General features: G+C 28.7%; 20 protein-coding genes. 14 read left to right on the forward strand and 6 right to left on the reverse strand.

Going from position 1 to position 23,693, the window contains the following annotated elements; all coding sequences use genetic code 11:
* The first annotated feature begins 70 nt into the window (after positions 1 to 70).
* On the forward strand, positions 71 to 493 hold the full coding sequence (locus GFV01_RS03550; protein ID WP_160556792.1) for a DUF4359 domain-containing protein: 423 nt from the start codon (positions 71 to 73) through the stop codon (positions 491 to 493).
* A 164-nt stretch (positions 494 to 657) separates the two neighbouring features.
* Here the strand turns inward: GFV01_RS03550 and surE are convergent, their stop codons facing one another.
* Positions 658 to 1,434, reverse strand: coding sequence for a 5'/3'-nucleotidase SurE (surE, locus tag GFV01_RS03555; RefSeq protein ID WP_160556791.1), 777 nt, complete (start codon positions 1,432 to 1,434; stop codon positions 658 to 660).
* A gap of 108 nt (positions 1,435 to 1,542) precedes the next feature.
* Between surE and GFV01_RS03560 the strand changes: the two genes are divergently transcribed.
* The 6 genes from GFV01_RS03560 (at position 1,543) to GFV01_RS03585 (ending at position 11,966) form a co-directional block, all read left to right on the forward strand.
* Positions 1,543 to 3,687: a carboxy terminal-processing peptidase gene (locus GFV01_RS03560; RefSeq protein WP_160564882.1), complete on the forward strand. Its 2,145-nt coding sequence runs from the start codon at positions 1,543 to 1,545 to the stop codon at positions 3,685 to 3,687.
* Between the two features lie 104 nt (positions 3,688 to 3,791).
* Positions 3,792 to 5,849, forward strand: coding sequence for a polyphosphate kinase 1 (ppk1, locus tag GFV01_RS03565; protein ID WP_160564884.1), 2,058 nt, complete (start codon positions 3,792 to 3,794; stop codon positions 5,847 to 5,849).
* On the forward strand, positions 5,846 to 6,742 hold the full coding sequence (locus GFV01_RS03570; protein WP_160564886.1) for an exopolyphosphatase: 897 nt from the start codon (positions 5,846 to 5,848) through the stop codon (positions 6,740 to 6,742). Before ppk1 ends, GFV01_RS03570 begins: the two co-directional genes overlap by 4 nt.
* A gap of 340 nt (positions 6,743 to 7,082) precedes the next feature.
* Positions 7,083 to 7,868, forward strand: coding sequence for a polysaccharide biosynthesis/export family protein (locus GFV01_RS03575; protein WP_160556787.1), 786 nt, complete (start codon positions 7,083 to 7,085; stop codon positions 7,866 to 7,868).
* Positions 7,869 to 7,884: 16 nt separating this feature from the next.
* On the forward strand, positions 7,885 to 10,299 hold the full coding sequence (locus GFV01_RS03580; RefSeq protein WP_160564889.1) for a polysaccharide biosynthesis tyrosine autokinase: 2,415 nt from the start codon (positions 7,885 to 7,887) through the stop codon (positions 10,297 to 10,299).
* 107 nt (positions 10,300 to 10,406) lie between these two features.
* Positions 10,407 to 11,966 (forward strand): polysaccharide biosynthesis protein, encoded by a 1,560-nt coding sequence (locus GFV01_RS03585; protein ID WP_160564891.1) that lies wholly within the window; start codon positions 10,407 to 10,409, stop codon positions 11,964 to 11,966.
* 253 nt (positions 11,967 to 12,219) lie between these two features.
* On the opposite strand, the gene GFV01_RS03590 is transcribed toward GFV01_RS03585, so the two are convergent.
* Together GFV01_RS03590 and rseP are read right to left on the reverse strand one after the other, a co-directional pair.
* The gene (locus GFV01_RS03590; RefSeq protein WP_160556784.1) at positions 12,220 to 13,443 is read right to left on the reverse strand and encodes an OmpA family protein; all 1,224 of its coding nucleotides are present in this window, start codon (positions 13,441 to 13,443) and stop codon (positions 12,220 to 12,222) included.
* Positions 13,444 to 13,744: 301 nt separating this feature from the next.
* Positions 13,745 to 15,073 carry an RIP metalloprotease RseP gene (gene rseP, locus GFV01_RS03595; RefSeq protein ID WP_160556783.1) on the reverse strand — a complete coding sequence of 443 codons (1,329 nt, stop codon included), beginning with the start codon at positions 15,071 to 15,073 and terminating at the stop codon, positions 13,745 to 13,747.
* A gap of 110 nt (positions 15,074 to 15,183) precedes the next feature.
* On the opposite strand from rseP, the gene GFV01_RS03600 reads away from it, so the two are divergent.
* The 4 genes from GFV01_RS03600 (at position 15,184) to obgE (ending at position 17,948) form a co-directional block, all read left to right on the forward strand.
* Complete coding sequence (locus GFV01_RS03600; protein WP_160564893.1) at positions 15,184 to 15,642, forward strand: universal stress protein; 459 nt, start codon at positions 15,184 to 15,186, stop codon at positions 15,640 to 15,642.
* 103 nt (positions 15,643 to 15,745) lie between these two features.
* Positions 15,746 to 16,288 (forward strand): hypoxanthine phosphoribosyltransferase, encoded by a 543-nt coding sequence (gene hpt, locus GFV01_RS03605; protein ID WP_160564895.1) that lies wholly within the window; start codon positions 15,746 to 15,748, stop codon positions 16,286 to 16,288.
* 14 nt (positions 16,289 to 16,302) lie between these two features.
* Entirely contained in the window at positions 16,303 to 16,881 is a 579-nt protein-coding gene (locus GFV01_RS03610; RefSeq protein ID WP_160564897.1) for an adenylate kinase, read from the forward strand.
* Between the two features lie 80 nt (positions 16,882 to 16,961).
* Positions 16,962 to 17,948, forward strand: a complete 987-nt coding sequence (gene obgE / locus GFV01_RS03615; protein ID WP_160564899.1) for a GTPase ObgE — start codon at positions 16,962 to 16,964, stop codon at positions 17,946 to 17,948.
* 109 nt (positions 17,949 to 18,057) lie between these two features.
* Here obgE and GFV01_RS03620 read toward each other — a convergent pair whose 3' ends face one another.
* Entirely contained in the window at positions 18,058 to 19,611 is a 1,554-nt protein-coding gene (locus GFV01_RS03620) for a Do family serine endopeptidase (protein WP_160564901.1), read from the reverse strand.
* 230 nt (positions 19,612 to 19,841) lie between these two features.
* Between GFV01_RS03620 and pdxY the strand changes: the two genes are divergently transcribed.
* Complete coding sequence (pdxY, locus tag GFV01_RS03625) at positions 19,842 to 20,702, forward strand: pyridoxal kinase PdxY (protein ID WP_160543154.1); 861 nt, start codon at positions 19,842 to 19,844, stop codon at positions 20,700 to 20,702.
* A gap of 119 nt (positions 20,703 to 20,821) precedes the next feature.
* Here pdxY and GFV01_RS03630 read toward each other — a convergent pair whose 3' ends face one another.
* Both GFV01_RS03630 and GFV01_RS03635 read right to left on the reverse strand, forming a co-directional pair.
* A complete protein-coding gene (locus GFV01_RS03630; RefSeq protein ID WP_160556777.1) occupies positions 20,822 to 21,271 on the reverse strand; it encodes a MarR family winged helix-turn-helix transcriptional regulator in 450 nt (149 codons plus the stop codon).
* A gap of 147 nt (positions 21,272 to 21,418) precedes the next feature.
* On the reverse strand, positions 21,419 to 21,631 hold the full coding sequence (locus tag GFV01_RS03635) for a heavy-metal-associated domain-containing protein (protein ID WP_160543152.1): 213 nt from the start codon (positions 21,629 to 21,631) through the stop codon (positions 21,419 to 21,421).
* A 256-nt stretch (positions 21,632 to 21,887) separates the two neighbouring features.
* Between GFV01_RS03635 and GFV01_RS03640 the strand changes: the two genes are divergently transcribed.
* Entirely contained in the window at positions 21,888 to 22,706 is an 819-nt protein-coding gene (locus GFV01_RS03640; RefSeq protein ID WP_160556776.1) for an AraC family transcriptional regulator, read from the forward strand.
* Between the two features lie 50 nt (positions 22,707 to 22,756).
* Complete coding sequence (locus GFV01_RS03645; RefSeq protein ID WP_255448937.1) at positions 22,757 to 23,596, forward strand: carboxymuconolactone decarboxylase family protein; 840 nt, start codon at positions 22,757 to 22,759, stop codon at positions 23,594 to 23,596.
* Positions 23,597 to 23,693 lie beyond the last annotated feature (97 nt).

The raw sequence follows: 23,693 nt of genomic DNA on the forward strand, positions 1-23,693 counted from the left end.
AAATGAAGTAGAATATAAATATTTGTATAAAATTTTTATTTTATCTTTGCAACTTTTAATTTGAAGAAATATGAAATTAAGGTATTTATTTATTTTTATCATTATACTATTGGCTGGTAGTCTTTTTTTTACTAATCCGGACAAAGAAATGCACCAAGCATTTATTAAAGATAAATTAACATCCATTATGAATCAGAAAGTGGAGGATGAACTAAATGAAAACAAAGATCTTAATCTTAATTTTTTAGCTGAATTTAGTAAGAATATAATTCCCGTTATCAGTGATAAGATCGTTACTTACATGATGGATACTCATATAAGAAGAGAAAATTATTATCTGTTTTCTACCATTGAAATCTTATATCATGATCAATGGAAAACTATTGGATTAGGAATATTCGATAAAATGTTCTTATTTCCTAAAGTAGAAGAAGAAATTCAAAAGTTTGATATCAAGAAAGAATTTAATAAACTATCACAAAATAATCCTTAATATCAATATAATTTTAAATTCTTTAAGAGAAAAGTTTAATGTGGAAGCTATTTTTTATTATTCAATATAGCAAAAAGAATTATCCCCAAAACTGCAAAAATACATATACCAATAACAACCAACATTTGAAATATTTCCTTTTTAAAGTTTATTTATAAATTATGTTATTTTATTTCAAAATTCCATTGTTTAATTTTTTCCATAAAATGGTAAGCAGTTAAATCAAATTGAACGGGAACTATACTTATAAAATTATTTTCTAATGCCCATTCGTCCGTGTCATCTCCCTTATCTGAATTACACCATTTACCCGTCATCCAATAGTAAGTTTTGCCCTTAGGATCAATTCGACGGTCAAACTCTTCATCCCAATGAGCATTTGCCTGTCTGCAAATTTTAATTCCTTGAATATCTTTTTCTTCGGCTTCAGGAATATTTACATTAAGAACGATCCCTTCCGGTAATCCATACTTTAAAATATTTTCACATATTGATTTTATATGTTTTCTGGCTGCTTTGAAATTTGCAGTATAAGAAAATTCGCATAGAGAAAAACCAACGGAAGGAATTCCTTCAATACCTCCTTCAATGGCAGCAGACATCGTTCCGGAGTAGATTACATTAATAGAGGAATTGGAACCGTGATTAATTCCGGAGACACAAATATCCGGTTTTCGGGGTAATAATTGATCAATGGCTAATTTCACACAATCCACAGGAGTACCGCTACAAGCCCATTCTCTGCGGGTATCATTTTCAATATACATTTTTTCTGCACGAATAGTGGAATGAATGGTTACTGCATGACCCATTCCACTTTGAGGCTTATCCGGAGCAACAACATATACTTCACCGATTTCATTCATAATATCAATCAACTCACGTATTCCCGGAGCATTGATTCCGTCGTCATTGGTAACTAATATTAAGGGCTTTTCCATAGGATTTCAATGAAATTTAAAATTTATAACAAAACTAAGATTTTTCCTTGTAAAAATATAGTATCTTTGAATTTATTTTTTAAAATTACAAATAATATACGTAAACCGATGCTTAATTTAAAAAAGACCTGGATATTTTTATCGCTATGTTCCATGAGCCTGTTAGTGTTTTGTTTTAATGCTTCTTCTCATGCCGACAATGAAAGAGAGATAATTAAAAGAGTTAGAGAAACACTACTTTTTACAAGCTATGCGCCTAAAAATTTAGATGTGTCTTATTCAAGGGATGTTTTTAAAAAATATATGGAAGACTTAGATCCGTTTAAAAGATATTTCCTGGATTCCGATATGGATGAGTTTTCTGAATACAGAGATAAAATGAGTGATATGTTTATTAATAATGATGTTTCATTTTATCATTTAACCATCGATAGGTTATATAAAAGAATTGATGAAACGGAACAATATGTTAATGATATTTTCAGCGAGCCAATTACGTTCTCTAATGATGATTATTTTTATTCTGATGATAAAAAAAGAAAATTCCCAAAAAATAAAGATCAGGCAAAACAGTATTGGAAATCTTACATTAAATATAGAATACTGCAGGAAATATTTAATACTCAAAACGTAAAAGATAGCATAAATACTAGTGACTCCATAAAAACGGATTCGATCACTAAAAAAGTTACTAAAAAAAATGAAAAGCCCAAAACAAAAGAAGAAATAGAAGCAGATGCTGTAAAAAAAGTTAAAGAAAACTTGTCAGAATATTTTAGACAAATAAAATTAAGAAAAAAATCTGATCTATTTTCCATATTTGTCAATGCATACACGGAAGTTTTTGACATTCACACTACCTACTTTTCACCTAAAGATAAAGAAAATTTTAACAGCTCTATAAGTGGTAAAATTATAGGAATTGGTGCAACATTACAAGATGTTAAAGGATATCCTACGATCAGGGAATTAGTAATTGGTGGTCCGGCTTGGAAATCTAAAGAAATTGAGGCAGGAGATAAAATAATTAAAGTGCAACAAGGTAAAAACGGTACTCCGGTAAGTGTCGTAGGAATGTTATTAGATGATGCCATCCGATTAATAAGAGGGGAAGAAAAAACTACGGTAGTATTAACTTTAGAGAAAAAGGACGGAAGTACCAAAACGGTAACTCTGGTAAGAGAAGAAATTGAAATTCAGGAAACCTTTGTTAGAAGTGCAATTATAACGGATGAAAAAGGTAATAAATTCGGTATATTGTATTTGCCCGAATTTTATGTGAATCTAGAGAGTAACAGTAAAGGTAGAGATTGTTCTGATGATATTAAAAGAGAAATTAATGAATTAAAAAAGCAAGGAATTACCGGTTTAATTATGGACGTAAGAAACAACGGGGGAGGATCATTGTCTGAGGTGGTTGATATAACCGGATTATTTGTAGGAAAGGGGCCCGTAGTTCAAGTGAAAGATTCAAGCGGAAAAATAAAAGTATTAGACAGTAAAGAAAAAGATATTGTTTGGGATGGACCTTTAATTCTTATGACCAATGAACTTTCAGCGTCTGCGTCAGAAATACTGGCCGGAGCCATGCAAGATTATCATAGGGCTGTGGTTGTCGGACCTTCTCAAACATATGGTAAAGGAACGGTACAAACTATCTTTCCTTTGGATCGATTTGGTATGAAAGACGATAAGTTCGGAGCCTTAAAGGTAACTATTCAAAAATTTTATAGGATAAACGGAAGTTCAACTCAGTTGAAAGGGGTAAATTCCGATATAGTTATTCCCGGTATATTTTCCTATTCTGATATCTTTGAAAAGTCTCAAGAATATGCTTTACCGTGGGATCAGATATCTCCAACAAATTATTCTACCTGGAAAGGTACCCCTAAAATAGATTATGAATATCTTAAAGCTAGAAGTGCAGAAAGATTAAAAGGTAGTACCTATGTTTCGTCTATAGAGAAAGCAGGTAAATGGACAAAAGAATTGGAAAAGATTACTAATATCCCGCTAAAGTATGATAAGTTCATGCAGGAAATGAATAAAAGAAGGGATCAAAGTAAAGTATATGAAAAGGAAACTAATTTTGATGCAAAAATAAAAGTAGAGGCTCCGGCTTACGAGTTAGTCAAGTTCAAAGAAGATACTGTCCTTAAAGCAAAACGTGAAGATTGGTACAAAGGAATGAAAAAAGATTTTAACCTTAGAGAATCTGTCAATGTTTTAAATGATATTATTAATAAAAAGTAATTGAATAATAGTAAAAACAATCCATAAATTTTATGGATTGTTTTTTTTTAACCCATTTGAAAATAGAATAAATTTTTTTAGATTTAATATAATAAATTTTAGTCATGGATAGATCTAATTTTCGATATATCAATAGGGAAATAAGTTGGCTTAAATTCAACTCTCGAGTACTTCAAGAGGCAATGGATAAGAAAAATCCTTTATTAGAAAGACTTCGTTTTTTAGGAATATATTCTAACAATTTAGATGAATTTTATAAAGTTAGGTATGCTTATATAGCTCGAATGGTCCAATTCAACAGAAAATATAATAATATTGTTGAGAGTCAAGAAGATGTAAATTTATTGGAAGAGATTAATATGACAGTTGCTCATCAGCAAGAAAAATATGATAAATTGTATGAACAAATAATTAAAGAGCTGGCTAAAGAAAAAACCTTATTAGTTGATGATAAGACGTTACCCGAGAGCTTGAAACCTTTCGTGCAAGATTTTTTTGAAAATAAATTAAGTCATAATTTAACTATATTATATTGGAAAGAAGGAGATAAAACGATCAACCTTAGAGATAATGTTTTTTATTTAATAGTAACCATGACTAAAAAAAATGGAAATCAACAATATGCTCTTATTGAAGTTCCTTCGGACAGATTTTCGCGCTTTTTAGTCTTACCTGATATTAATGATAAACATTATGTAATATTTCTTGAAGATATTATTAGATATCATTTAAAAGATATCTTTCAATTTTTTAAATTCGAGACCATCGAGGGGAAATCCATAAAATTAACGAAAGATGCGGATCTATCCATTGATAACGATGTGCAAGTCAGTTATGTAGAAAGCATAGCAGTGGCCTTAAAAGAAAGATTAAAAGGATTACCGGTCCGCTTAGTATACGATAAAACTATTGATCCTAAAACGCTCAGGTTTTTAAAGAAAATGTTTGATCTTGATGAATACGATAGTTTAGCGCCCGGAGGAAAATATCATAATAAAAAAGATTTTATGAAATTTCCTACCTTAGGACGGCAAGATCTGGAATATAAAAAAATAGAACCGATTATACCTAAAATTTTAAAAGGCGAAAAAAACTATTTTAAGGCTTTTGCTAAAGAAGATACTTTACTTTATGCTCCGTATTATGATTATTCTGTTTTTTTGAAATTTTTAAGAGGAGCGGCTATCGATCCAAAAGTAAAAAAAATAAAAATAACCATATACAGGGTTGCCAGTGACTCCCAAGTTCTAAGTGCCATACTCAATGCTGCAAGGAATGGAAAAGAAGTAACGGCAGTTTTAGAATTAAGGGCAAGATTTGATGAAGCTCATAATATTAAATGGTCAAAACAATTACAAGATGAAGGAGTCAAGGTAATTTTTGGAGTTCCCGGATTAAAAGTCCATTCAAAAATAGGAATTGTAGAAAGAGAACCTCAGCGAGGTGCAGCTACTAAATATGCATTTATTTCAACAGGAAATTTTCATGAAGGTACAGCACGATTGTACACGGATTTTACTCTTTTTACAGCTAATGAAGCTATAGTAAAACAAGTGGATCAAGTATTTGATTTTTTTAATGCCAATTATTTGGTAAAACATTATAAAGATATAGCAGTAAGCCCTTGGGGAATACGTCGAAAAATTATACAAGGTATTGAACGGGAAATAAACAATAAAAAAAACGGATTACCCGCACAAATTAATATTAAAGTTAATAGTATATGTGATAAAGAAATCATTGATTATTTATATGAAGCCAGTAAAATGGGAGTTGAAGTTCGAATGGTTGTACGAGGTATTTGTTCTATAATCCCTCAAGTTCCGGGTTTAAGTGATCATATTAAAATAATTAGTGTTGTAGATATATTTTTAGAACATCCACGAGTGTATTGGTTTAAGAATGGAGGTGATGACCTCATTTATATTTCATCGGCTGATATTATGGCAAGAAATCTTGATCATAGAGTTGAAGTTGCATGTCCTATTATCAGCGCAAAAAATAAACAGGAGATTATGAAAATTTTCGAACTAGGTTTTAACGATAATGTCAAAGGACGTTTGATAAAAGAAGGATTTGAGGAACCCTATCAGAAAAACAGAAAAAAGAAAAATCGTTCTCAAGAAACTATATACCAATATATTAAAGAGTTCAATAAATGATGAATATATTAACCTTTGCTGCTATAGATATTGGTTCTAATGCAGTACGACTACTAATAAATACCATTTATGAAACTAAAGAAACTGTAACATTTAATAAGACCAGTTTAGTTCGTGTACCTATAAGACTGGGACAAGATGTTTTTACAGATAAGAAAATATCTAAAAAAACTATGGTGCGGTTAAATGATGCAATGTCAGCCTATAGCTTATTGATGAAAGTTTATAATGTAGATGAGTATAGAGCATTTGCAACATCTGCTATGCGAGAAGCATCAAATTCCAAAGATGTTATCAATTATATAAAAGACAAAAGCGGAATTAAAATAGATATTATCTCAGGAGAAGAAGAAGCAAAGATCATTTTTAGTTCGGAACTTAAAAATTTTTTGTATTCCGAAAATTATTATTTATTCGTAGATGTTGGAGGGGGCAGTACGGAAATATCCCTATTAAATAAAGGTAAAGTTCATCATAGTCAATCTTTTCCTATAGGAACCGTTAGATTATTAGATAAAAAGGTAGATGAAAATTATCTAACAAATGTCATTAAACCCTGGGTGACTAAAATAACAAAAGGTAAATCCGTGGATTTAATAGGATCAGGAGGAAATATAAATTTTGTATTTAAAAATTCAGGAAAAAAAGAAGGTAAATTTCTTTCGGCTTCTTATATACATCATCAGTACGAACTATATAAAGGCATTTCTTATGAGGAAAGAATTGAAAAATTTAATATGAAACCGGATAGGGCAGATGTAATAGTTCCGGCATTATTAATATATAATTCGGTCATGAAATTTGCACATTCAACAAGAATTCATGTTCCAAAAATTGGTGCTGCTGATGGAATGATTAATTTGATGTATAATTTTTATAAAAAAAAACATTAAAATAAAAAACATATAATTTATGTTTTATGTTAATACAATTTACTAAATTTAGATCAATAATATTTTAAAGTAAATATTTTCATATTACTTAAAATTATTTATGAGATATTTTTATAGTATTTTATTTGTTATCATTAAATGTGTATTTTACTTATGTATTTATTTTATTTAATTTTAATAAATTTAATTATTAAATTTTAAATAATTTTTAGATTATAATCTTAAAATATATTATTTTTGCCAATCTTAATTTAGTATTAAAGAATAAAAATATAATAATTAAAAATATTGTATTTTAAAACATTTTGATAATATATTTATTTATAAAAATAAAAAACTAATGAAAAAAAATAGTTCTTTTATCATACCACTTTTATTAATTCTTTTATCAGGATTAATATCTTCATGTGTCTCGAAAAAAGATCTATATTATTTTCAAGGTAATGAAGCAGTTTTGAAAGAATTTTATAAGTATACACCAACTTTAAAACCAGATGATTTATTAATAATTACTGTTTCAGCCTTGAATTTGGAGTCTACGCTTCCATTTAATCAACAAAGTCCATATAATGCAAATACTACTGGATCAGAAAGTTTAATTTCAACAAATCCTAGATTGAAAACCTACTTAATAGATGAAAAGGGTGAAATTGATTTTCCTGTACTTGGTAAATTAAAGTTAGGAGGATTAACTCGATCTCAAGCTATGGATTTTATAAGAAATAAACTTAGAAAATATATTAAAGATCCATCAGTTAATATTCATATATCCAATTTCAGAATTACAATTTTAGGTGAAGTTACTAATCCAGGAACATATACATTATCCAATGAAAAAATTACAATTCTTGAAGCTATTGGTTTAGCAGGTGATCTTACTATATATGGAAAAAGAAAAGATATTTTAGTCATACGAGATAAAGGAGGAAATAAAACTTTTACTACGGTAGATTTAACTTCAAAAGAAATATTTAGATCGCCGGTATATTATTTATCTCAAAATGATGTAATTTATGTTCATCCTAACAATGCAAAAACTAATTCTTCAGCTTATAGCGCAACAAATTCGGTATTTATATCTTTAGCAGGTATAATTATATCCGTAATTTCAATTCTTACCCGTTAATATATTTGTAAATAGTATGAATATGAATAGATATGACAAAAATATATATTATGAAAAAGAAGATTTTATAAATTTAAAAGAATTAATATTTCAATATATTAAATATTGGAGATGGTTCTTATTCTCCATCATAATAACTACGTCTATCGGAATTTTATTTTTGAAAATTACTCCTAAAAAATATTTGTCAGAAAGCAAAATTATTCTTGAAACAGGAAATAAAGAAAGTTTTCTCATTTCAGAATGGATGGATATGACAGATTTTGCGGATCTATCTCGAAATAAATTAGATGATTGGATTGAGATACTTAAATCGCGTCGTTTAATGATGAAGGTTGTGGACAAATTAGATTTAAATATTAAGTATAAAGAAAAAAAAGGGTTTTTAACCACAGAAATTTATAAAGAAAATTCACCTATTACATTAAAATTTGTTGACGAGAAATCTAAATATTTAGTAGATAGCACCAAAAATTATGAGATAGTTATTAAATCTAGTAAAAACTTTATTTGTAAAGACCTAAAAACTAATAATAAAATTGAAGGTATTTTCGGCAAACCATTGAAATTTAAGTTTGGAGAAATTATTTTTTTTCGCAACCATATATCTAATTCGGAAAAATCCGTATTAGTATCAATTGTACCCCTTATAGATATTACCTTAGAATATATAAATTTATTGGATGTTTATAGTATGTCTAAAAATGGGCATGTAATTAATTTAGGCATGAAAAGTAATTTACCTAATAATGCCAATAAAATAATTGATCTTTTAATACTACAGTTTCAAGACGATATAATTGATGATAAAAAGAAGATTGGAAAAAAAACTATTTCATTTATAAATGATAGATTGTCTTTAATATCTAAAGAGCTCGGTATAACAGATGGTAGCATGGAAAAATTCAAATCAACAAAAAAGATATTTGATTTTGAAACCGAGGGGAAAAAACAAGTTTTAGAATCTTCTAGAATTGAAGAACAAATAAAGCAACATTCCATACAATTAAGTTTAATAGATTATATGAATAATTTTATTAATTCTAATAAAAATTCATTATTACCCTCAAATATAGGTTTAACAGATAATTCTCTAATAGCCATAACAAAACAATATAATGAACTCGTTCTTGAAAGAGATAAAATGTTAGTTAGTTCAACTAAGGAAAATCCGATAGTTAAAAATTTAAATTCCCAAATCTCGGAACTAAACAATAACATTCGCGTCAGTTTAAGAAATTATAAAAATACTACTAGTATTGCAATTGGAAATTTAGAAAAACAAATAGGACAAGTTTCAAGTAAAATATCAGAATTGCCTTCAAAAGAAAGAGAATTTAAAGATATTTTTAGAAAGCAACAAACCATTGAAGCATTATTTTTATTATTACTTCAAAAAAGAGAAGAAACACAAATATTTACCGCTTCAACTCCCAATATTGTTAAAATTGTTGATAAAGCTTTTTATAATAAAAATCCTATTTTTCCAAAGCCTTATATAATTATTTTTATATCTGGTTTTATAGGTTTTATAATTCCAGTTGTAATATTTTATATAAATTTTTTATTCGATGATAAAATTAAAAATAAAAATGATATTGAAAAAGTAATAACAAATATTCCTGTTATAGGATATTTACCGAAATCCGATACAAAAATTGTGGATATTACAAGTATAAATTCTACTTCAGCAGAAGCTTTTAGATTATTGCGAACAAATATAAATTTTTTCCTCCCAGAAATGGATTATAAATCTAAATGTGTATACGTAACTTCAACAATAAGTGGTGAAGGTAAAACATTTGCTTCAATAAATTTAGCACTTACATTAGCTTTAGCGAATAAAAAAGTTTTAATAATTGAAGCAGATATTCGCAAACCAAAAATTAGAGAAAATTTAGGTATAGAAGGCAATTTAGATGGAGTATCGGATTATTTATCTGGAAATATTAATGATATTTCAACGAATATAATATCTATTAATTCAAGTATTTCAAATATATTTACCTATTTCAAACAACAATCTTCTTGCTTAAAAATAGATTTATTTCCTTCAGGCAAAATATCACCTAATCCTTCTGAATTATTAATGAATGGAAGATTTGAAAATATTATTAAATACGGACGTGAGAATTATGATTATATAATTGTTGATACAGCCCCTATAGGTGTAGTGACAGATACATTGTTGATTAATAAATATTCTGATTTAGTTTTATTTATAATTAGAGTAAATTATTTACAAAAAAATATGTTAGATATATTACATCATACTAAAAAAGAGGGTAAATTTGATATTCACAAAACATCCATACTTATAAATTATGTAGATACACAAGATGGATATGGATATAATTATACTTACGGCTATAACGACAAAAAATACACTAAAATTAAACATTTCGTAAAAAAATATATTTTTAAGGCATAAAAATATTATATTTACTGAATTATAAAACTGACTAGAAAATATATAAAAATATTTTAAATTATTTTAAAATATTTTTCACTGCTAACTCCAAAATATATTAATAAAAAATGCATGATGATAATAAACGTATAGCTAAAAATACGCTTTTTTTATATTCACGAATGATATTTTCATTGGTAATAAGTTTTTACACTTCTCGTCTAATTCTAGAGACATTAGGTGTTGAAAATTATGGAATTTATAATATTGTTGCGGGAGTCATAGTTATGTTCGGATTTCTAAATGCGTCGATGAGTGGAGCAACATCTCGATTTTTAACATTTGAACTTGGTAAAGGAACTAAAAAATCTTTGTTTAAAACGTTTACAGCTGCGTTATCTGTTCATTTTATAATTGCTGGTATCATTTTACTTTTGGCGGAAACTATAGGATTATGGTGGTTGAATAATAAAATTGTTATTAATCAAGATAAATTATTTGCTGCGCAGTGGGTATATCAATTTTCGGTTTTAAGTGCTATTATTAGTATAATTCTAGTTCCTTTTTATGCAATGATTATAGCACATGAAAAAATGAATATTTCTGCCATTCTTGAAGTTGTCAATAGCTTGCTAAAATTAGGTGTTACTATACTTCTAATTTTTGTTAATTTAGACAAATTGATTTTATATTCCTTTTTACTTTTATGTGTGGCGGTTATAGTAGCAATAGCATATATAATTTGTTGTTTAAGAATTTTAAAAAATTATAAGTATAAACTAGAATGGGATAAAACCATTATTTATCCTATGTTGAATTTTTCTGCATGGGATTTATATGGAAATGTCAGTGTTATTGCTAAAACTCAAGGTGTAAATATGCTGCTTAATTCTTTTTTTGGTGTATTTTTAAACGCTGCTTATGGAATAGCGAATCAGGTTCAAGGAGCAATTACAAGCTTCTCAAGTAGTTTTTTATCAGCAGTTCAACCACAAATCGTAAAATATTTTGCATCGGGTGAATTAAATCGAATGAGAAATTTAATGAATAATGCAACAAAACTTGCTTTTATCTTAATTTTTTTATTAGAATTACCTTTCATTTTAGAATGTAATTTTATATTACACATATGGTTAAAAGAAGTTCCAAACTATGCTTTGAAATTTACACAACTAAATCTAGTATCAAATATAATTTATGTTGTTAGTGCTCCAATGCTTTTTGCTATACATGCTACAGGAAGGATAAAAAGTTTTAGTTTTATTTCTGGAACAATATATTTAATGGTTTTACCATTCTCTTATGTCTTCTTTAAAATGGGATATTCACCCATTATTCCATATATATTAAATGTTATCATGATGATAATTTATTACTTTTCAATAACAATAGTTTTGCAATATTTACTTCCACAACTTTCCTATAAATTTATATCGTTAAAAAATTTATTTTTGTGTTTAATGGCTGTATTTTTTGGATCTGTAATTCAGATATATCTACATTATTTATTAACAGAAGGATGGATAAGATTACTATTAGTTTGCTTTTTATCTATTATATTAATTCCTTTATCAAGTTATTTTATATTATTTGACAAACCTATGAGGGTAAAGATAATTAATTTATTAACGAATAAATTAAATTTTATTTTAAAAATATTTAAAAACAAATCTGTAATTATCTTTTAATCATTTTTAAATACGAATTTGCATTAATATATTATAATAATCGACTGTATAAATTTAATTAAACATAATTAATTTAAATTAATATAAGATAAATAATTTTGACATTATAATATCATGCATTTTTAATTAAACTCGAAACTTATTTAAAATTTAATTTTGTTAAATTTATTAAGTTACATGGAAAAATAAGCAATCTTTAATCAAATAAAAGAGCTAAACACTTTGTGTATATAGCCCTTTTACAAATTATAAATTATTTATCCATTAAAGTTATTATAACTACTCGGTTCCAATCATTATTAGGATAAGGTTGAATTGAATCACCCTTTCCAATTGATATGATACGATCTTTAGATATTCCGTATTGTTTGATTAATTTGTTTTCAACAGATTTAGCTCGTTTAATTGAAAGTGCTTCATTGTATTTTTTTGTTCCTGTTTTGCTGTCACATAAACCAACAATTTCAACAATACAATCTTCATTATTTTTAAGGAAATCAGCAATATTATAAATTATAGCCTCTTGTTTAGAGTTTATAATACTGCTATTAATTTCAAATTGAATAGGATATGGATTATTTTTAATAATAACCTCCCTAGAAATTTCAACCTTTGGTGGAACATTTTTAATTTTATCAAGATTGTCAGCTAAAAGTTTATTTTCATTATTTAAACTATCTATTTGGTTAGTTAATTTATTTACTAATTCATTATTATAAGCATTGTCAACAACATGTACCTTATCTGCTTTTTCAAATATTTGTTTACCACCTAAACCTAAAATAAAACCTAAATTCACAGAACCGATTCCATCCCAATCTTGTTTTTTATAAGATTTTGTCCATCTTTTTGGGTATTTGGAATCGTTGAACTTTGATTGAACAGCTTGGGCAGAAATATCTAAACTTATCGCAAAATTTTTATTAATTCGAAAAGTATTTAATAAACCAAGTAAAATTACTGGAGAATTATTATCGATTGCATTTCTATCAGTTCCTATACCAGCTCCTGCATACGATATCAAACTATAGGCTCTATCGTCTTTATACCCATAAAATAAGCTAGAAAGATCTAACATCGCGTCAGCATGAACTGTTATATAGTAACCACGATGCATATGATGTATTAATTTAGGGTCTAAAGTACTTATATCAACCGGATTTCTATTTTCATCAAAAACGGGTCTTCCATTTGGATTGAATGTATGTTTTAGACCACCTTGAAACGTCAATCTTGCCCCAACAAGTGGTGAAAACCATTTGCCGACACTTATATGAGACGCCCATGTAAGACGATCAATAAAACTAGCTTCTTTGAATTGTTTACCTCCAAAATACATTCCGCCACCACCACCAATATTTATAAACCAATTATCCCAAAAACGATTTGTTAGATACCTCGGATAGGGTTTATCGTCTTGTGAAAATAAAAATGAAGTGCTTACAAAGAAGTAAAGAACTATTATTATCTTTTTCATAAAAATATATTTTTTTTAAATTTAATATTTATATTAATTTTATACAAATATTATATATAAATTTAATAATACGTAAACAATAAAAATAAATAAATTCTATGATTTTAAATATAGGTATAAAAATTAAATGTTTAATTTTTGGGCATGAGATGACTTTTAATTTATTTAGAAAATCTTAAAAGTTGATATCGATTTAAAATAAGTAATTATTATAATATTGAAAATAAAAAAGGTTACATATACTATGTAACCTTAAAGTTATATTAAATTTTAAAATTGATACTTTTAATACAAATAATGACTATTTATTTATCAAACTTTCAATAATATTCCATATATCGTTTCCAAATACCAAAATCATTAATCCAAGAAGGATAAATATACCCGCCATCTGAACCTTTTCCATCGTCTTATCACTTAATTTACGACCGGTAATCATTTCAGCAATGGTAAATAAAGCATGACCTCCGTCTAATCCTGGAATCGGTAAAAGATTTAAAAACGCAAGCCATATAGAAAACATAGCGGTAAAACTCCAAAATTGTCCCCAATCCCATTCAGGTGAAAATGCTTTATATAATCGTAAAGGGCCGCTTACTTGTTTATAAGCTTCTGTTTTTGGATTAATAATAAGTTTAAATTGTTTTATTTGAACCAATAACATTTCCCAAGACAATACCGGCGCCCTTTTAAAGGCATCCATAAAATTATATTTTTTATATGCAGTTGCATTTTTTAAATTCGAAGCACTAGGAACAAAACCTAAAATGGCGCTATCTGGAACAAAAAGTTTTTCATTTATATTTTGTCCATTTCGATATATCCCTAAAGTTACACTGTCATTTTTATGTTTAGAAAGTTCTAATCTAAATTCATCAATATACTTAATAGGTTGCTTGTTGAAACTAGTTATAATATCTCCTTTTTTAAGATATTTTGAAGCAAGTGAATTAGGTAAAATCGAATCAACATCGGCAATTATTCTCGGAGAAATAAAGCCTCTTCCTTCCTGTTTTAAAACATCCCTTTTTTCTTCAGGGAGAAGGTTAAATTTAATGATTTTTCCATCGCGCTTAACCGTTACATGATCACCGAATAAAAGAGAAACAGGTAAATAATTAAAAGTTGGAATCTCTTTATTATCAACTTCTAATATAATATCACCATCTTTAAATCCCAATTTTTTTCCTACATCAGAAAATGCATATCCGTCTTTTAATAGATCCGTATTAATAGTTTGTTCACCTGTAGTCATTAAAATTCCGGCATATATAATGATAGCCAATAGAATATTCACAAAAATTCCGGCAAGCATAATAATTAAACGTTGCCAAGCCGGTTTAGAACGAAATTCCCAAGGCTGAGGTGGACTTTTCATTTGCTCAGTATCCATGCTTTCATCAATCATGCCTGCTATTTTAACATATCCCCCTAACGGCAACCAACCAATACCATATTCAGTATCACCTATTTTCTTTTTGAATAAAGAAAACCATGGATCAAAGAATAAATAAAATTTTTCAACCTTTGTCTTAAAATATTTTGCCGCTAAAAAGTGTCCTGCTTCATGAAAGACAACTAAAATAGATAAACATAATAATAACTGGGCAATTTGGATAAATATATGCATATTCAAAATAAAACTTAGTTTGCAAAAGTAAGAAAATTTATTCTATTGAAATTTTATGATAAAAATAAAAATATTCATTAACTTTAAGCTGTATAATAAAAAATTAGGTTATGAAAACAATGATAGTCCCTGTAGATTTTTCAGCAACTACCAAATATATTTTGAAAGAAGCTGTCATCTATGCCAAAGCTACCGGAAGTAAAATGTGCCTTTTACATGTTGCCAGTTTAGATTTAGGTTTTATTATAGGGGATATCGGTTTTCAATATCTTCCGGAATTGGAAGAAGCAGGTATGAAGGAAGAAACCAGACAATTGGTAGAATATGAAAAATCAATTAAAGAACAAGGCGTTGAAGTTGAAATTGTTATAAAACAAGGAACACCGGCAGATATTATATTGAAAGAAGCAGAATCCAGAAAAGCTAATCTTATCATTATGGGTTCTCATGGAAGAGGTTTACTTATGGAAGCAATTCTCGGCAGTGTTTCAAAAAACGTAATTAATAAATCTAAAGTACCCATTCTTATAGTTCCTCCCAATCAACATCAACATCATCATGAAAAATAATCTTTTATGATGGTTCATTTATCTAACATTAAAAATTATATACTTCAAACTTTGATATTTAGTCAATATCATTATATTTGCGGCATAGTAAAGATAGTTATATATGGAAGAAATTAAGATTCTGGATAAAACTTTTACCCCTTTTATATCTTCGGAAGAAATAGACCATTCTATACAAAGGATGACCAATACTTTGTATGAAGAATACAAAGACACCGTCCCCGTTTTTATAGGGGTGCTCAACGGAGTTATTATGTTTTTCAGTGATTTTTTAAAAAATTATAAAGGCAACTGTGAAATAGGTTTCCTTCAGTTGTCTTCTTACAAAAGCGGAATGCAAAGTTCAGGAACTGTTGATTTAATTACAGATATGACTGTAGACATCACAAACCGAGATATAGTAATACTTGAAGATATTATTGATACCGGTAACACCTTGGAATACCTTTATAAATTACTTGAAGTAAAACCGGTGAAAAGCATTAAAATTGCAACTTTGTTTTTTAAACCTGATGTTTATAAAAAGGATCTAAATATAGATTTAATAGGAATGAATATACCTAATAAATTTGTTATAGGGTATGGGTTGGATTATAATGGTTTAGGAAGGAATTTTAAAGACTTATACCAATTAAAAGGAGAATAAACAGAATTTCAAATATGAATATAATTGTTTTATTTGGCCCTCCCGGGAGTGGAAAAGGGACTCAAGCAAAAATTTTAGCAGAAAAGTATCACTTAGAACACATTTCCACCGGAGACTTATTCAGATATAATATAAAGAATAATACGAAATTAGGTCAAGAGGCTCAAACCTATATAAATCATGGAAAATTAGTGCCGGATGAACTTACAACAGAAATGTTGATAGATGAACTTAAAAGAAATTCAAACAAAAAAGGGTTTATCTTAGATGGATATCCAAGAACTAAAAGCCAAGCAGAAGCCCTTGATGAATTATTGGATTCTATATTTCAAACCCGAGTAGATGTAACGTTAGCCCTTTATGTAGAAGATGAAATTCTAGTTAAAAGAATTTTAAAAAGAAGTGAAGAAAGCGGTCGTTCAGATGATGCAGATGAAAGTATAATTCGTAACAGAATTAAAGAATATTATGAAAAAACAGCCGTTGTTTCCAACTATTATAAAGAACAACATAAACTGGTTGAATTAGATGGAGAGGGAAGTATTGAAGATATAACCGCAGAACTGTCTAAAGAAATAGAAAAGTTTGTATAAAAAAATACATGTAACACATACCAATAAAAGGATTATTATGAAAAATGATAATCCTTTTTTTATAAAAAAATAAAAGATATATGCAGTCGAATTTTGTTGATTATGTTAAAATTTTTTGTAAAAGCGGACACGGAGGCGCCGGTTCTGCACACCTTCACAGAGCAAAATATATACCTAAAGGTGGCCCTGATGGAGGAGATGGAGGAAGAGGGGGACATATAATTTTACGTGGTAATGCTCAACTATGGACCCTTTTGGCTTTAAAATATTCCAAACACAATAAAGCAGAAAACGGTAAACCCGGAGGAAAGCAAGAATTAACCGGAGCTAATGGAGCGGATTTGTATATCGAGGTTCCCGTAGGAACTATTGCTAAAGATGAAAGTGGAACTGTTGTTGGAGAAATAACTAAAGATAAAGAAGAGATAATTTTACTTGAAGGAGGAAAAGGAGGGTTAGGAAATTCACACTTTAAATCATCAACCAATCAAACACCGCGATATGCTCAACCCGGATTGCCCGGTAAGGAAGGTAATTTTATTTTGGAATTAAAGTTATTAGGTGATGTGGGATTGGTAGGTTTTCCAAATGCAGGAAAATCAACATTATTGTCTGCATTAACCTCTGCAAAACCGAAAATAGCCGATTATGCTTTTACCACCTTAGTACCTAATTTAGGAATCGTTAAATACAGGGATTTTCAATCTTTCGTAATTGCCGATATTCCGGGAATTATTGAAGGAGCATCTGAAGGAAAAGGTTTAGGATATAAATTTCTAAGACATATAGAAAGAAATTCAATTTTATTGTTTTTGATTCCGGCTGATGCAAAAGATTATTACCAAGAATATAAAATTCTGTTAAATGAGCTGAATAAATATAATCCGGAATTAAATGATAAAGATCGAGTAATTGCAATTTCAAAATCAGATTTACTGGATAAAGAATTGGAGGATGAAATAAGGAAGACTTTTCCTGAAAATTTCAAATTATTATTTATTTCTGCCGTAACCGGAGAAAATTTAACTCAATTAAAAGACGAACTTTGGAAATTATTACATCAGTAATAATTTATGTATCATAAAAACATTATATAAAAAGAATTGCAACTTTTTAATAAATTTAAAAAGTTGCAATTCAAACTACTAATTAATTATATATCAATAACTACATTTCTTATTCCATTTTAAATCCTCTACGATAGATTCTACCATAAGGATCTACATATCTTACAGAAACCGTTCCTTTATAATTTTTCAATATTTTTTCAATGTCTTTTTCACTATTAACAGGCTTATCGTTTACTTCCATTAAGATATATCCTTCACCAATGCCTGCTAATTTCAATTTTCCGTTAGAATCGATTCTGGTTACAACAATACCGGATTCTAAACCGTAATTAACCTTTTGGTCATCAGTCAATTCTTGAAATTCAGCACCCAACTTTTCGGCGACACTTAAATCGTTCTTCGTTTTAACCGAAGTCCCTCCTTTAGCATCTTTAATTCTAACATTGAAAGATTTATACGAATCATCTCGTATAACAGTAACCTTTACTTGGTCACCCGGTCTTTTTTCACCAATAACTCCCGAAAGAGTAGGGAAGTTCTTAATATTCGTTCCGTCAATTTGCTTGATAATATCTCCTTTTTTCAAGCCGGCATCTTTTGCTCCTCCGTCATTTTGAATATCAGTGATAAGTACACCTTCTTGAGATTTATAATTGGTTTTATTTTGAGAATTATATTGTTTAACTGCAGAATCATCACTTAAGTCAATAGCACCAATACCCAAATAACCCCGTTGAACCAAACCGTATTTGCGAATATCTTCCACAACTTTTTTAGCTATGTTGGAAGGAACAGCAAAACTGTACCCTTCAAATGTTCCGGTTCCGGAATGAGAAGCAATTGCTGTATTAATACCGATTAAATCACCGTTGGCATTTACTAAAGCACCTCCGCTATTCCCGGGATTTACTGCCGCATCCGTTTGAATAAAAGATTCAATAGGACTTCTGGAATTGGAACGCAAGAGATCTAAACTACGGCCTTTGGCTGAAATGATTCCCGCTGTTACTGTTGAAGTTAATCCAAATGGATTTCCTACAGCTAATACCCATTCACCAATTCTCACATTATCGGAATTATAGAAATTTAAAAAGCTGAGCCCTTTTTCATCAATTTTTAACAGAGCAATATCTGAATTAATATCCGTTCCGACTAAAGTGGCTGTATATGTTTTTTGATTATTAAGTGTAATTTCTATTTTATCAGCTCCATCAATCACGTGGTTATTAGTAACAATATAACCATCACTAGAAATAATTACTCCCGAACCTAAACCGTTTGGAGAATCTTTTGGATTTTGTTGTTGTCTTTGTTGCCCTTGAGAATTAAAAGGATCTCCAAAAAAGAAATCAAACGGATCTAAGGATCTGCGTTGTTGCTGCTGCACATAGGAAGAATAACATTTTACACTCACTACTGCATTCACGGTTTTTTCTGCTGCGATGGTTAAATCGGGAGGATTTAATCCCAATACGCTATTAGTAGAAGCTGAAGTAAAATAAGCTTTTTCGTTTTGGGTAGGATTTTTAAATATTTCAAAATCTTTTAAATTCGTATTTTTTGATATGGAGGTAACTGCACCTGCAGAAATCAATCCCCCTATCACACCTACTAAAATATAAGAACCTATTTTTTTAATTTCAAACTTATTTTTTTTCATAGTACAATTTAATTTAAATAAATACTGGATTTTTTTATTTCAAAAGTAATACCAAATTTCAATTATTTTGTTGCTTTAACGGTTTTTAACAAGAAATTAATCTTCTTTTATATGGTTTATTAATTATTTTACTTTTCATATTGAGAAATGAACATACTGAACAATTCTTTATAAATTACTACTAATTGCCAATAAAGTTTATAAATTTGTAACTATTAATTATAAAACTAATGAAAAATATTTTATCCATCCAATCTCATGTAGTGTATGGCCACGCAGGAAACAGCGCAGCTGAATTTCCTATGCAGCGTTGCGGTGTTAGAGTATGGTCATTAAATACGGTGCAATTTTCCAATCATACACAATATGGACAATGGACGGGTGAAGTAATGACAGCCAAACATTTATTGGATATTGTTCAAGGAATCGACAACATCCATCAGTTGAAAAAATGCGATGCAGTTTTAAACGGATACATCGGTTCTCCCGAACAAGGAAAATCAATTTTGGAAATAGTTAAAAAGGTTAAAAATGAAAATCCAAATGCCGTTTATTTTTGTGACCCCGTTATGGGACATCCTGAAAAAGGCTGTATTGTAGCTCCCGGAGTGTCGGAATTTTTTAAAAATGAAGCGATGGGAGTAAGTGACATTATGGCACCTAACCTATTAGAGTTGGAAATTTTAACCGATCGAACCATTACTTCAGTTGCAGATGTAGTTTCTGCAGTTGATGTAATTCACAGTAAAGGGGTAAAAACTGTATTAGTTAAACACTTAAGCAGGGCAGGCTATCGTTCAGATAAATTTGAGATGTTATTGTCTACTTCAGAAGGAAAATGGCATATATCAAGACCTTTAGTAGATTTTGGTGTTCGTCAACCGGTTGGAGTAGGGGATCTTACTTCCGGTTTATTACTGACCCATATGTTACTGGGGAAAAATTATAAAGAAGTATTAGAACATACAACTGCTGCTGTTTATGCCGTAATGCTGGAAACTCATAGACAAGGAGAGTATGAATTGCAATTGGTAGCAGCACAAGATGAAATTGTAAATCCGACTCAAATGTTTGAAGCTGTTAAATTATAATTGATAGTTAGGGTAAGCTATTATTTATTTAAGACGCATATCTTTACCGCAAATTTTAAATTTCAAAAAGCATAGTTGTGAAGAATAAACCTTTTATATAAAAAGGTTATAAGGCATTTCTATATATTAGATTCATTAATATTTTTCTGGATAATCTTAAGAATAGAAAATAAATCATTAAGTTGTTTTTCAGTTAGTCCTTTTGCAACTTCTTTTGCATATTGCTTTGCTATGTCTTTAGCATTATGTAAAAGTGTAATTCCTTGCTTAGTAATTAATATAATTTTTTTCCTACGATCTTTTTCTGCATTGACTCTGCTTACCAAATTTTTTTTTTCTAAAATATCAATGGATCGGGTAATGGCAGAATTATCTCTGTGTATTTTTTCTGATATTTTCTGCATGGATATTCCTGTAGAATGTTCCGTTAATAAATCTAAAATAATAAATTGTTCGGGAGTAATGTCTAACTTATTGGTTGAAAATTTTTTATTTAAAAGATTCCTGTGCAGATTTTCTGTATAACTTAATTGGTAACCGATCGAATTTTCTTTTTCAGAGTTAGTCATTGCTATCCAAATTATATTTTATATATATATAAATTTTTAAAATGCAAAGGTAATTAATATTATTATAGGATTAAAGAACAAAAAGAAGTTAACAATAAAAAGAACCCTTAAAAAAATAAAGGTTCTTTTAGCAATTTTATTGAAAAATTAAATTTTCTCAATGGTAAATCCGGCTTTTTTTACTGCATTGACAACCTCTTCTTCCGTAGCACCCGCTAAGTCTACAGTCAAGATTTTATCCGGATTAGCTGTATCAACTTCCCATTTTGAAATACCTTCTACTTTAGACAAAAAGGGGGTTACTGCTTTTACACAACCTCCACAATCTATATTAGTTTTAAATTTTAATTCATTTTTCATATTTATTGTTCAAATTTATTTGATATCTCAAATGTACTCTATAATTAATGAAAGTAAATTATATAATTATGGAAACTTTTTATATAAAGTATATTTGATACTAATCAATAATACAAATTTAACTGTCAATAAATTATATAATTCCATTATAAAAAAGGTAATCAATAGGTTTTCAAACTAGTTTTTAAGTTCAGTATCAGAAATTTAAAAAATATATTTCTATTATATCACTCACAATATATTTTATCTTTGTTATATGTTAAAAGAATATTCAATAGCAAATATCTTAGGGGTACCGAATCATTTCATTTCGTATTTTGTGGGAACATTTGAAGGAACAGAAGATCCGGATATTGAATGGCCTCATCGACATTCCTTCTATTCTCTGGTTTGGTTTACTCATGGAAGCGGATTTTATGTAGTCGATTTTCAAGAGTATCCCATAAAACCCAACCGTATTTTTCTTGTAAATACTAAACAGATACATAATTGGGAATATTCTTCTGACAGCAAAGGGTATATTTTGATGGTGGATGCTTGCCTGGGCTTGGAATTGGGTATTGATAATCATAGGGCATTTGTAGATGTTCCAACTACATATATACAAATTATGGAAAGCTGTTTTATGAACCTTATTCATGAATTTGGATTTAAAGATGAAGTAGCCGATACAACTATAAAATTAGGAATTCCCTATCTCTATTCCATACTTAACAGATTGTCATTTAAAAAAGAAACAAACTTTCATCATACTCTTTTAGACGATTTCAAAATGGTAATTTTTGAAGAAAATTTTAAAACATCATCCATTGAATATTACGCTGAAAAATTGAAAGTTACAACTCAAGAATTAAATGAAATTTGTAAACATTACAAAGGCATTTCTTCCAAACAATATATTATAGATCTTAAAATTACAGAGGCCAAACGATTATTACTATTTAGCAAGTATAATGTTAACGAGATAGCTTATAAATTAGGTTTTGAAGATCCCTCTTATTTTTCACGTATTTTCAAAAAGAAAACAGATTTCTCTCCTTCAACCTTTTTGGAAAAGTACCGAAAACAGAAATAAAAGTCCTACCTGTAGAGTGCTGATCTCCGGTATTTTTGCTTAAAAACAAAATGAAAAAATTACTTACCGTATTAATGGTATTTATATTAACATTAAATAGTTATGCGCAAATGGAAAAATCAGAACGTTACCAAAAAGGTTGGGAAAAATTAAAAGAAATTGATGGAGAAGCCGGAATCAGAACTGTTGAAAGCTTAAAAGATATTTCACCTGAATTAAGTAGATTTATTATTGAATATTCATTTGGAGAAGTCTATAGTTTAAAAGCACTGGATAATAAATCAAAAGAAATAGCGGCCATCTCATCTCTCACGGCACAGGGAGCCATACCTCAATTAAAAGTCCATTTACATGGAGCCTTACAAGTAGGTTGTTCCATAAATGAAATAAAAGAGGTTATTTTGCAAATGTCGGTTTATTGTGGATTTCCAAAATGTATTAATGGAATGAATGCATTTAGAGAGGTCCTTAAAGAAAGAAAAGAAAAAGGAATCAAAGATGAAGAAGGTAAAAAGGCTTCTAAAAATGAGACAGACCGATATAAGTTAGGAGCTGATTATTTAGCCATGTTGAATAAAGAACAAGAAGATATTCTAAAAAAGGCGTATCAAGACATTTCACCGGAGTTGGTTAGCTTTGTTATTGAATATGGATATGGAGATATTTTTTCAAGAGATAATTTAGATAAAAAATATAGACAAATTGCCACCATAGCAGCTTTAGCAACATTGGGAAATGCACAATCTCAATTAAATTTTCATATAAAAGGAGCATTGAATATAGGTTTAACTCATGATCAAATTAAAGAGGTAATGCTACTTATGACAGTCTATGCAGGATTTCCTGCTTCTATAAACGGAATAAATATTCTTAAAGAAGTTGTTTTATAGCAAATAAAATATAAACTACACTACATTATATAAATACACAAACCATTTTTAAGATTAAAATTTAATAGTTTAAATTTTAATCTTAACAACCGCTAAG

Source organism: Apibacter sp. B2912 (assembly GCF_009827835.1).
Classification (GTDB): domain Bacteria; phylum Bacteroidota; class Bacteroidia; order Flavobacteriales; family Weeksellaceae; genus Apibacter.